This is a genomic window from Seonamhaeicola aphaedonensis, from assembly GCF_003386195.1.
Lineage (GTDB): Bacteria > Bacteroidota > Bacteroidia > Flavobacteriales > Flavobacteriaceae > Seonamhaeicola > Seonamhaeicola aphaedonensis.
In genome coordinates this window covers 185,834-198,922 of the sequence record NZ_QRDX01000005.1, presented here as the reverse complement: position 1 = coordinate 198,922, position 13,089 = coordinate 185,834, and the positions used below count along the sequence as shown (strand labels likewise).

At 33.3% G+C, this 13,089-nt stretch carries 7 protein-coding genes; 1 reads left to right on the top strand and 6 read right to left on the bottom strand.

The window, feature by feature from the left end:
* Positions 1-9: 9 nt before the first annotated feature.
* The 3 genes from DFQ02_RS09745 to DFQ02_RS09735 all read right to left on the bottom strand — a co-directional run bounded on the left by DFQ02_RS09745 (position 10) and on the right by DFQ02_RS09735 (position 4,888).
* Entirely contained in the window at positions 10-1,386 is a 1,377-nt protein-coding gene (locus DFQ02_RS09745) for an FGGY-family carbohydrate kinase (protein ID WP_116524239.1), read from the bottom strand.
* Positions 1,387-1,396: 10 nt separating this feature from the next.
* Positions 1,397-2,677, bottom strand: a complete 1,281-nt coding sequence (locus DFQ02_RS09740; RefSeq protein ID WP_116524238.1) for a sugar isomerase — start codon at positions 2,675-2,677, stop codon at positions 1,397-1,399.
* Positions 2,678-2,782: 105 nt separating this feature from the next.
* The gene (locus DFQ02_RS09735; RefSeq protein WP_116524237.1) at positions 2,783-4,888 is read right to left on the bottom strand and encodes a bifunctional aldolase/short-chain dehydrogenase; all 2,106 of its coding nucleotides are present in this window, start codon (positions 4,886-4,888) and stop codon (positions 2,783-2,785) included.
* 496 nt (positions 4,889-5,384) lie between these two features.
* Between DFQ02_RS09735 and DFQ02_RS09730 the strand changes: the two genes are divergently transcribed.
* Positions 5,385-6,425, top strand: a complete 1,041-nt coding sequence (locus DFQ02_RS09730; RefSeq protein WP_116524350.1) for a GntR family transcriptional regulator — start codon at positions 5,385-5,387, stop codon at positions 6,423-6,425.
* Between the two features lie 87 nt (positions 6,426-6,512).
* On the opposite strand, the gene DFQ02_RS09725 is transcribed toward DFQ02_RS09730, so the two are convergent.
* The 3 genes from DFQ02_RS09725 to DFQ02_RS09715 are packed head-to-tail and all read right to left on the bottom strand — an operon-like array spanning position 6,513 to position 13,057.
* Positions 6,513-7,658, bottom strand: a complete 1,146-nt coding sequence (locus DFQ02_RS09725; RefSeq protein WP_181896392.1) for a lactonase family protein — start codon at positions 7,656-7,658, stop codon at positions 6,513-6,515.
* Positions 7,651-10,197: a heparinase II/III domain-containing protein gene (locus DFQ02_RS09720; RefSeq protein ID WP_116524235.1), complete on the bottom strand. Its 2,547-nt coding sequence runs from the start codon at positions 10,195-10,197 to the stop codon at positions 7,651-7,653. Before DFQ02_RS09720 ends, DFQ02_RS09725 begins: the two co-directional genes overlap by 8 nt.
* The gene (locus tag DFQ02_RS09715; RefSeq protein ID WP_116524234.1) at positions 10,190-13,057 is read right to left on the bottom strand and encodes a glycosyl hydrolase; all 2,868 of its coding nucleotides are present in this window, start codon (positions 13,055-13,057) and stop codon (positions 10,190-10,192) included. Before DFQ02_RS09715 ends, DFQ02_RS09720 begins: the two co-directional genes overlap by 8 nt.
* Positions 13,058-13,089: the final 32 nt, after the last annotated feature.

The following is a 13,089-nucleotide window of genomic DNA, read 5'->3' as shown; positions in this document are numbered from 1 at the left end:
TTTGTTTATTTACCCTACAATTATAAAAGGTACATGCTTTTTTAAAGCATAATTTTTCTTTAAAAATTTAGAATTTAATTTTGTATCAGAAATTGAAATTGCGGCACCCAATGCAGATCCCAAAGAAGCATCTGTGGTACTTAATTTTTTACTTCTGAAATTATGTGTTAGTAATTTGATATAAACATCATTATTACTAAAACCACCATCAACATAAATTCTTGAAATATCATCATGACCTATGGCTTGTTCAATACAGTTAATTTGTAGTAAAACAAGTTCACTCATCAACTGATGGTATGCATATTCATAAGTATCATAAGGCATCTGTGTTGTTTCTGGTGCATTTTCATCTTTTAAACCTTCCCATTTATAACAAAGTCTAAAATCTTTGGTAATGTCTTCATAAATATTATAATCAAACTTTACAGATCTATGATAGTCATCACTCACCCCATAATGTTTATCTAACTTAGCAACCTGAACTTTGTATTCGTTTCCTAAAAAAAGTCGAGTTGCCTTTACAGGTTTCCCATTAATACGCATATAATTTATCGTGTCTCCATCATCAGACTCTGATGCTATTGGGTTTTGTGTAAAAGGATTGAAAACAATACTCCACGTGCCAGTTGATACCAATATAAACTTCTTTCTAATACTTCTTACATAAGGCAAAAGAGCTGCTGAACTATCATGAATTCCTACACCAATTTTGATGCGTTTTCCATTGTAGTTCATGTTTATACTTGTTTCAGTAGAAACAATTGGAGGTAGGATTTTATCTAATTCCTCTTTATAGACCCAAGGATGGTAATCCTTTTTCTCATAATCCCATAAAGCAGTGTGACATCCTATACTTGTATATTCACTTAACGGAAGTCCTGTAAAAATATAACTCAAATACTGTGGTAAGTGTAACGAGTATTTAATTTTTTTAAAAACCTCAGGTTGCGAATGTTTTAACCAGTACAACTGTAAACCAGAGTTTAACATACTTAAATCTGCACAACCGGTGGTTTTTAAAAATTCTCCTTTAGGGCCGTATTTACTGAAAAAATCATCAATGATATTTTGGTTAAGAGGTTTTAAATAATTGTATAGAGGCGTTACGGGTTTGCCATTTTCATCAATGTGAACAAAACTTGCCCCATAAGTTGAAAAGTTAATAGCTTTAATATTAAACTCTCTGGCCTCTAATATCCGATCAAATACCCCTTTAATCCACTGTTGTAAAGCACCCAAGTTTTCGGTTGGAAAACCATCTTCATCTACGGTTTCATCAAATGAAGTATATTCTTTATGAACCTCTTTAAAATCTTTATCAAATAAGAAAAATTTTTTATTGGTTTTTCCAATATCAAAAACGGCTGTTACTTTTGTTCTCATATCGCACAGATTATAAGCCTGTTGCTACAGTGTTTTTGCCGCGTTCTTTAATTAGTTGTCCTCTTACATCTAAGCTTCTGTAAGCACTAATTGGGTTTATAACACCACCTGCATCAAGTCTTGCTTTTTCTATTAATGGTCTTACGTCTGTTCTGTAAGCTCCTTGCAATATTTCTTGACATTTCACAACATCATGCGCTAATTGTGCATCTTTAAGGGCTTTTTGATCTACTAATAAAGCTTTAGCATAAGCTTCTTGAATGGCTTCTAAAGACTGGATTAAATCTTCTAATGGATCTTTTACATTATGGCTAGCATCGATCATCCATGCTAAATCAGGATTTTGCGGGTTGTTTTGCATTCCATAAACCAACTCATTGAAAATTAAGAATAAGGCGTATGGTTTAATACTACCAACGGTTAAATCGTCATCTCCATATTTACTATCGTTAAAGTGGAAACCTCCTAATTTACCTTTTAACTGAAGTATAGATACAATTTGTTCAATATTAGAATTTGGTAAGTGATGCCCTAAATCAACAAGGGTATATGCTTTGTCTCCACAACCATTGGCTAGCATTAATGATGCTCCCCAATCTTGTATTACCGTACTATAGAAATTTGGTTCGTATGGTTTGTACTCTACAAGCATTTTCCAATCGTCTGGTAATGCCTTATAAATATCAATTAAGCTATCTTGTGTATTTTGAAAAGCTGTTTGAAAGTTATTTTGTCCTGGAAAACAAGAACCATCTGCCAACCAAACTGTTAATGCTTTTGAACCTAACTTATCACCAATATTGATAACATCAATATTATGCTGAATAGCTTGCTCTCTAACGGCTTTATCTAGATTGCTTAAAGAACCATATTTATAAGTTTCGGCGGCACCTGGTTGATCTTGAAATGTATTAGAATTAACAGCATCAAACTTAATATTTAAAGCATCTGCTTTTTCTTTAATAGCGGCATAATCAGAGGGTATATCCCAGGGTATATGTAAGGATACAGCTCCTGCTGTTTGAGTCAAACTATGGATAACTCCAATGTCTTCAATTTTTTGCTCTAAAGTAGACGGCTCTCCATAAAATGAAAATCTACCAAAACGTGTTCCTCCAGCTCCTAAGGCCCAACTTGGGATAGCTACCTGAAAATCTGATAACTTAGAAACTATGGCTTTCACATCATGTCCGTTCTTACTAAGTTTGTTTGCTAAAAAATCAAAATTTTCCTTATGACTCTTTAGGCTGCTTTTGTTGCTTTCTAATACTTGTTGCTCTTGTATTTTCATACTTATTACTTTTTAAAAGAAAAGAAACTTCCCTAAAATTGCTTTAAGGAAGTTTTTTTTCAAACTAAACTAAACTAATCAAATTACTATTATTTAAATTTTAAATTATCTCACAAAAGCATTTGCCATACCGCCATCTACATTAATAATATTCCCTGTAGATTTATCGAGTATGCCCACTAAAGAGAATACTCCATTTGCAATATCATCTGGTGTAATGATTTCATGCAATAGATTTCTTTTTGCATAAAATGCTGGCAACTCTTCAACGGTAATACCATTTGCTTTGGCTCTTCCTTCAGCCCAAGCACCTTCCCAAATTTTACTTCCTACAATTACACCATCTGGGTTTACGGTATTAACTCTTACTTTATCTTTGGCTAATTCAGCTGCTAATAAACGTACCATATGTTGTTGTGCTGCTTTTGCAGTACCATAGGCAACGTTATTAGGACCTGCTACTAAACCATTTTTACTTGCTATTGAAATGAAATCTCCTCCAATACCTTGCTTTCTGGCAATAGCTGCAAACTGCTTAGCTAAATCAAACTGTCCTTTAACTAATATATTTTGTAATATATTCCAATCTTTATCTGTAGTATCTTCTAGTGGCTTAGAGATAGCTAAACCAGCACTATGCACAACTATATCTACACCCCCAAACTCTATACACGCCTTTTTATAAGCCTCTTCAATAGACTCTGTTTTTGTTACGTCACAAACCGCATAAGTAGACACATCTCTTTTGTAGGTTGCATTGGCTTCAATTAACCTATCTTCTGCTATGTCAGTAAGCACAACATTAGCACCTTCAGCAGCTAATTTATCGGCAATTGCTTTACCTATACCACCACCAGCTCCAGTTACCAGAGCTACTTTTCTAGATAATGGTTGTTCTTTAGGCATACGTTGTAACTTCGCTTCTTCTAGTAACCAGTACTCAATATCAAAAGCTTCTTGTCTTGGTAATGATGTGTAGGCACTAATAGCTTCAGCACCTCTCATGACATTAATAGCGTTTATGTAAAACTCACTTGCCACACGAGTAGTTTGTTTGTTTTTAGCAAAACTGAACATCCCAACTCCTGGATATATAATGATTACCGGATTAGCATCACGCATTGCAGGACTATTGTCTCTTTTACAAGTATTGTAATAATTTGCATATTCCTGACGGTATGCTTCAAATGCAGGCTCTAATTTCTTTAAAACAGCATCTGAGTCTGAAAGGTCCTCAGTTTTATCTAAATCCAATACTAAAGGCTGGATTTTAGTTCTTAAAAAATGATCTGGACAAGAGGTTCCCATTGGAGCCAAACGTTCCAGATCATTGCTATTAATATATTCCATTACCACATCGGTATCAGAAAAATGACCGATCATTCTATTTTCAGAAGAACAAAGACCTCTTAAAAGCGGCATTAACTGTGCTGCTTTTTCTAATCTTTCTTCTTTAGGAAGACTTTCTACTTTTTGTCCTCCAAATACGCTTCCTTTTTCTTTAATTTTTTTATCAATATATTCAGAAGCCATTTCAATAACTTCTAAACTATTCATATAACACTCGTAAGATGTATCTCCCCAAGTAAATAAACCATGACTTCCTAACACTATACCTCTTATTCCAGGATTCTCAGCCAAGCATTTTTCTAGCTGTAATCCTAAATCGAAACCAGGACGTTGCCAAGGTACCCAGCCCATGGTATCTCCCCAAATTTCTTTGGTTACTTTTTCACTATCTTGAGCAGCTGCCACAGCAATTAAAGCATCTGGATGTAAATGATCTATATGAGCAAATGGTAACAAACCGTGTAAAGGTGTATCAATAGAAGGTGCCTTACTATCTAAATCATAAATACAATGATTGAATAGACCAACCATTCTATCTTCATCATGTAATCCTTGATATACGTTTTTTAAATCTCTCAATCTCTTTGTATACAATCCAGCAATGCCAGACCTTGTTAATGTCCCTATGTCACCGCCAGATCCTTTAACCCACATAACTTCAACTTCTTCATTCGTTAATGGATCAGTTTCTATCGTTTTACAACTCGTGTTACCTCCACCATAATTGGTTATTCTTAAATCTGCTCCTAAAATATTAGAGCGATACAGAAATAATTCAACTTGGTTATCATTTAACGATTCAGCCTTTTCCTGATCCCATAAGTAATCAACGTATTTAAAAGTTTTTGTAGTATTTTCCATTTTTCTCTTATAATAATTATTGTTTCAAAAGTATAGCACGTTACAAACTTTTGTATCCTGTACTATACCGCAATTTTAATATTTAAATGATATTAACAATAAAAGCAAGTAGTTTCAAACTTAAAAAACTGAAAAACAATAATATAAACACCTCTAATAAAACCATATTGCTTTGTAAGTTTTTAAAATTATTACAAAATATGAGCTACAATTAAACTCCAAATACATCAATTCTAACTACCTTAATAACCTTCAAGATTCTAGTTCTTTTAACAGGTTCGTTTTTATTAAGACAAACACTAAAATTACAATTCTAAATTTCATCTCTAAACTTACTCCCATCAGTTGAATAATTTTTGCACTACTATGCCTCACATTTAAGCAAGTTATTTTGCACAATAAACACAAACTATTTGTTGCTTTTTAATTGATTTTAATTATCTTAAAACTGTAAATTTGCGACTAAATAATTTCACTTAATGAATGTATGATGGAAATGATGAAATTCATAAAAATTGACGAAAACTCTAGGGTACCTAAATATCAACAGATTATTGATTCTATAATTCACAACATATCAATAGGTAATCTAAAAATGGATGAAAAAATCCCTTCAATTAATATGTTTAGTGAAGAGTTTTATCTTTCTAGAGATACCGTTGAAAAAGCATACAGTATTCTTAAAGACCGAAACATTATTACATCCATTAGAGGAAAAGGTTTTTACATATCCAGAACTAAATTAATCTCTAAGGTTAATATATTTTTTCTAATTAATAAATTAAGTAACTATAAACTAAGAATATACAATCATTTTATTGATACCATTGGTGCTAACGCTCATGTAGACTTACAGGTATATCACTGTGATGAAACCCTTTTTCTAAATCTTTTGGATAAAAATAAAGCGGCTTATGACTACTACATTATAATGCCTCATTTTAAAACAGAGGATTTAAAACATGTTACACTTACTCAAAAAGTTATTAAAGCTTTAGAAGAAATACCCACTGAAAAACTAATAATATTAGACAATGTAAAACCAGAACTTAAAAGTGTTCAAACTGAAATATTCCAAGATTTTGAAAACGATATTTATTTTGCTTTAAAAAAGGGACTAGATAAAATTAAAACCTATGAAAAGATTATTCTAGTATATCCTGAGCAATCTGTTTATCCTTATCCAAGAAGAATCTTACATGGGTTTAGAAAATTTTGTGTTGAATACAAATTAGATTTTGAAATTCTTGATAAAATTTACGATGACATGATTCTAAAAAAAGGTGATTTATTCATTACCATAGAAGAATCTGATCTGGTTAACTTATTAAAGCAAGTGCGTGAAGATGAGTTTAAACTGGGCTCTGAAATTGGAATCATTTCATATAATGACACCCCTCTAAAAGAATTGTTAGGAATTACCGTAATGTCTACTGATTTCAAAATAATGGGTGAAACAGCAGCCAATATGATACGTAATAAATCAAGAGGCACTATAAAAGTACCTTTTAACTTTATTGAAAGAGATTCATTATAACATCCTGTCTTTTTTTGGAATCAATACTCAATAAGAGTTTTTTAGATTTCTTACATTGGTATAAATTAGATGAATTCTATAATTATACTATAGACTGTAATGATACATTTGGATACTAGAAGGACTCCCAACAGGAATTTCATACGGTAACTTGATTAATTTACCAGTCTCAATATTTCTTCTAAATACAACTACATTATTTGAAAATTGATTTGCCACTAATAAAAAATCTCCAGATGGACTTAACCCAAAATTTCTTGGATGTTTTCCATAAGTTGGTTCATGTCCAACCAATACTAGTGAACCATCTTCATTAATTAAAAAAAAGGATATACTGTCTTCTTCTGGCCCTCTGTTTGAGGCATACAAAAACTTGCCGTCAGGTGAAATGTGGATATCAGCAGTCCTATAAATGTCTAATTTTTGTTCATAGGAAGGATAGTCAGCTATATAATCTAACGCCCCATTTTGATAATTAAAAGCAATAATATCCCCGCTTAATTCTGCAACACAATAACCAAACTTGCCATTCGGGTGAAATGCGAAATGCCTGGGACCACTCCCTAATTTTGTTTTTATTTCTATTTGGTTCAAAAGAGCTACCGAGTCTTTACTTTTAAAAAATTCAAATCTTCGAATTTTATCCGCTCCCAAATCTTGAGCAAAAACATAGTTACTTTCAGGAGAAAAATTAGCCGAATGCATGTGTGATGATTCCTGTCTACTTTTAATTATACTACTATCCTTAAATTTTAGAACTTGAGAATAAGGCTCTAAACTACCATCAATATTAGTTTCAAACAAACTTAAACTTCCATCAGAATAATTTGAGTTCACTAAATATTTACCTGTTTTATCAATTTCTAAATGTGCCGGATTCAAGCCACCACAGTCTTGCTCATTAATAAAATGAATTTTTGAATTCTCTGGGTCTATTTTAAAAGAAGCTATTTTTCCATGATAGGGCATTTGACTTTCTGCAACAGCATACAAATACTTTCCATCTGGAGATAATTTTAAGAAAGACGTGTTGATTACACTATCTAAAGTGAATTCTAATTGTGCTTCACCTGTTTCATTATTGAATTCATATACGTGAATACCTTCACCTGCCTTTTTATCTGTAAAGCTTCCAACAAACATCAGTGTCTTACTTTTTGTTTCTTTTGTTTTACACCCGTGAAAAAAAAGTCCTAAGAAAAAAATTACGCTAATAAATAGTGCTTTATTCATTGTTAAATTCTTTATAATACGTATTATCTGATTCTGTTTGGATAGTTTCATTTTTATAATTTAAGGCTTTACCGTCCCCAATATAAATACTCTTTAAGGTTTCATTTTCATCTAAAGTGATTATTGCAAAAGTGCCTTCAAAATAAATATCAAACGTGTCACTTTTAAACACTTGATTTTTAGATTGTGTAATGATATATTGTATCAAAGTTTCAGAGGGAGTTTTACTGATAACTTTTAAGCCTTTATACAATCTATCCTGCTCAATTTTAGTAACTGACTGAATCGATGGAACTTCCATTTCATTATAAGGCTCAAAAACCACTACAAACGGATTCTTCCATGCCTCGCCTTCTTTTCTAATGACTAAGGTTGGTGTTGGCAAACTATCATAAGGCTCAGGAGACTCGAAAGTTGTTGGTGCTTTTACTTTTGTATAGGTTCTGTTTTCAAAACCGGGAATATGTAATTGCATAAAAACAGCACCTTGCTTCAACTTTTTGGTATGAAATGTCCCTTTTACATCATTATCATATGTTTTTGAAGTTTTTATGTCTTCAAAGAAATGCCAACCCGGATGCCTGTAAAGTTTATTTCGCTTCCATGGTTCATTGGCATTTGACATATATCTGTTTGGTGTATTTTTAAGGTCTAAATCCTTATTTTCGAAAGTGAGTTCATCTCCAATGTTGTGATACAAGTAGTCATGATATTCATTTGGAAGTCTAGATTTTGAACGAAATACATCTACATAATAGCCTGATGTTGGCGACGTTCTAATTAAAGCCAAGGTACGCTCTTGTGTTGCTTCCGCCTTATTACCTTTATCGTCTTCAAAACTTGTTAAAGTAAATGAATGATATGGAGAAATAGCTTCCCTTCCCACTTCTGGTTCCATGGCGATAGACTTAACTTTATTAATTCCTAAATTAACCCAGCCACCTTCGCCTTGGGAACTCCCATTAACGATAACCGTATTATGAGCTGCAAAAATCCTGGAATAATTTTCGTGTAAATCTTGTCCATACTTTTTTCTTCCGTGGTCTACACCCAACACTTGTCCTTCTCCATACAATTCTATATTCATTCCTTCAGCATGCCCATGTACCATGTGAGCCCCTCCTACAAAACACATTAAACCATCTTTAGGGCTATTGGTACTACTTAAATTACGTTGTATGATAATACCTGCATGATATACTTTATCAGTTCTGGGCAATTCAATAGTGGCCGGTGCATCTTTAAAATCATTATCATACCAAAATAAAGCCTCCATACTTTTTCGTTTATACTTGCCTTTACTTATAGCTCTACTAATAAGCGGCGCAAATTTATTTTGTAATTCAGTTAGACCATCCATTTGTGCTAACACATAGGCATTATCATAAGCCTCATAAGGTGCGTGAGCACGTCTGTGACCATCTCCCCAACGCACAATCTCGTTATTGGGATATACAAAATAATCCAACCTAGGTAAAGCATGTAAAACATTTGGATACTTCTCCCCTAACTTTAATGATGAATCATATCTGTTTACAACCAGCATTAATTCCGCCAAAAGAGATGTAGAATGATTTAAATATTGAGAGGTTTCTGGCCAAATATCACCTTCTTTTTTATAATTTTTGTACATAATTGGCAACGCATCTTGATTCTCTGTACTTTCTGATAAAAAATAAGACAACCATTTTTCACGCTCGGATTCATTATCCATAGCCAAAGCATTGTAAACTAAATTAGGAGCTTCTAAAACACAATGATTAGAGCCTGTTTGTCCGTAATTAACTGTAATATTTGCATATGTTTTAAATACCTTTTGAGCCTCGTTAAAAGGAAAGCTTACTTTTCTGTTTTCAATGATATCAAAAGATGTACCTTCATTTTTGAGATATGTATGTATGAAATCATATATCAATGGTAACTTGTAACCTATTACCTGGACTTCCCGGAACCCATCATAAGGAAACAACCAACCCCCTCTTCCTGTCCATTGTGAAACTTCTGATTGTTGCACAGATTTTATAAAAGAGTACAAAATACTACTCGCTACATAGGCATATTTTTCATCCTCGGTTAAGTAATACATAATACCGCAGTTTAAAGCCACTTGTAAATTTTCAATTAAAAGTTCTGCGGATTGCCATTCTTCATCGGTGGCATTATCTAGGTTTTCTTGAACGCCATTAGCTATATGTGTTGTTTTTAAAAATGGAGGAAATTGATTTTGTTGTCTTTTAGACCAATCAAACGGCAATTGTTTAACGAATGCCTCAGGATTGTCATAGAAAACCTCAACTTGCTTATCGGTTTCCTTTTGCAAGTTGGTATATATCTCGTTTGCCCAATCTTGTTTTTCTATTTTATCGAGAATTTTTTGACGTTCAGAAGCTTTTACCAATATAAATGGGCGTTCTTGGGTTTGAGACCATACCTTAAACTGAGTTATTAAAATCAATACCAATAATACATAGCAAGCTGTTAGTCTTAATTGTTCTAATTGTTTCATGCGTTGTATTATTTTATGATTTCTATTACTCATATGTCATCAGTTTAATTGGTCCCTCCAAGCCGACTGAAGTTAAAGGCTCATCTTTGTATCTAATCGTCCATCTATTAATAGCGGGAATATCTAAAGATAGGCAATAATTTGCCAAAACAGTGGTATAGTGAATTTCAATAGCGTTTTCGCCTTCTTTTAGAAAATCGGACACAGGATATATGGCACTTCCGTACCAATGTTTACCAACTTTTTCACCGTTTATATAGAGTTCTGCAATGCCTTCATTCACATTGCCTAAATCTAAATGTGTAATAGCGTCTTGAACAGTAATTTTCGTTTTATAGATTAGAGTTCCTGCAAACGTATTTTGTGTTTTATCTTTTGATGCACCAAAATCCTGTAAAGCAGTCATATTCCATGTAAAACTTTCTCCATCAACTCTATTCCCTACTACCTCCCAATTCGTTTGTATTTCTTTTGAAAACACCAACCTGGTTTTCTTATCCTCAGCTGTAATATCTGGTTTTTCATCTTCAAATACTAACAATAAAGATTGAAGTGGCTCTAAACTGATGTCTAATTCATTTGAAGATGTTTCAAAATAATAAGGCTTACGCTCACCATTTTCAGGATTCCAGAGGTATGGATATTTATTTTGAAACGGGAATTTCGCCTTAAAACTAGAAGTCTCGTAACGATTGATATTGGTAAAGAAATAAATAATTTCTTTTGAAGTGTTTTGATGAATTTGAAATACATTTTTACTAGGATTACTAATTTCAACATCTGGTGAGAGTTGAGATTTCTTTAAAACTTCTTCCGTCCATGAGAATAATTTCTCAATCGAATTTGGTGAGTTAACGCTAATAATTGATGACGTATAATTACTTTGAATATCAGTCATAATTCGTGAAATAAGGGCATCGTTAGCCTGATAATCACCATATCCTAAAGACTTATCAGGTAACCCATCAATAACGACAATCTTTCCACCAGAAGCCACAAAATCTTTTAATTTTTTAGCTACTTTAATATCTACTGATTCCAAGTTGGCTAACACCAGCAGTTTAAAATTCATATCTCCATAGGTTAAAACGCCATCGTTTAACTCCGAATTAACCAATACATTTTGATTAATATAATCGCATGAATACCCTAACTGACTTATAGGTTCCCATAACTTATACAAATACTCTGGTTCTAAATGAAACGGCTCTCTTGCCAAACCTTTATCGCCCCACAAATCGGAAGTTGGCCCTAAGATGGCAATAGATTTTTCAGCTTTTGAGTTTTGAAACACATAAGACAATCGCGCATTATAATCTACCCAACTACATAAATGTTTCCACCATGGGTTTTGCTCACTAAAATAAGCACCGTAGCGAATCCAACCAGGAAAAGGCGCATCCTTTGGAGAATAATTATACCCATGTAAAACCGAGTGATTGATACCGGTTATGAAATTCATGTCGTCATGCTGTTTAATCTCCTCCAACGTGGTTCTAAAAACACCATTGGTATTGGTCATAGTTTCGCAACTGGTTATTTTTTTACCCGTTAGATGCGCTCCTGATGAAGCGTATAAATTCCATATCATATAGCCATGAGACTGACTCCATTGCCAGAGCGAATCTTTCATTTTAGCCGAATAAATCCAGTTATTACTTTCAGGAATATCGGGTATCATATAACCATCCATCATTCCCATTAAAAACGGGGTTCCGTAGGCTTGGTAGCGACATAAAATGCCATTTTCTTCACAGAACGCTTTATACGTCTTGGTAAAATTCTTCAAAAACGTTTCCACTAACATGTTATTATAATCAAAACGCACACGCTTAATTTGACTTTTGAATTCTTCCGAAAAATTATTGGTATAGTTACTTTTCGAATAATCTTGATGACCTTGGTAAAACACAAAAGCCATCCAAGGGTCAAGTTTATAGCCATATGTTTTGAAAAACAATTCTGAAAACCCATCACTCCAATTGGCACCAGAGACCTCTATACTATCGCAAAACAAAGCTCGAATTAATTGATTTAAAGGCATCCCCGAACGCTCTGAAATTTTTTTCATCCTATTTAAATAGGCCAAAGTCATTTCCTTTTTGTAATGATCTATAACAGGACCAGCACCTCCTGGCGCTCCCAAAGTAACATCCCTAAAATCTTGTTGTAATAATTGATAGGACAGCATATATTTCCCTTCTCCTTTTATGGTATATAAAATACTACCTGAGTCATCCTGGTGTTCGACAAGGTCAATTATTTGATCTATGGAAATACAATTAGAAGGGATCAATGAAACACCTGATAGGCTCCATATGGTGCGTTCGCTGTTGCGTTTCTCGTCACGGCTATTTTTAAATTTATTCTTGTAATAATTAATTAAATACTGTTCACTTATCTCAATAACATCACCTGCCTTGTACCATATATTATCTGTAACTATGCGTTGGCAAGTTTCATCTTCATTTAAAAATTCACCACCAAAAGGCCAACCCGTTCCTGCAATCATATCGGTAATCATACCTAAGTCTTGTGTTTTTTTACAGGCATGCACTACAAGGTCTACCCACTCATCACTCATCCAAACCAAAGATTTTTCATCTGTTGGCGTCGCATCTGGCATAGCAATGGGATTTATTTCAACACCACCAAACCCCACATTTTTTAAAGATTCTAGCTGCCTGTCTAGTTCCTCTTTTTTTATTTTATTGCCATTCCACCACCAACGTACAAATGGTCTTGCTTCGGCAGGTGGATTTTGAAAACCTGAGAATAAATCTTGAGTTGATTTATGAGATGGATTTATTTTATTTTCACTATCAGAGTCACAATTAAGTAAAAAACCAATACATGAAACTAAAACTATTTTAAAAAAAATGGATTTATTCATTTTACAAGTCTTTAACAACTCAATCAAGAGTT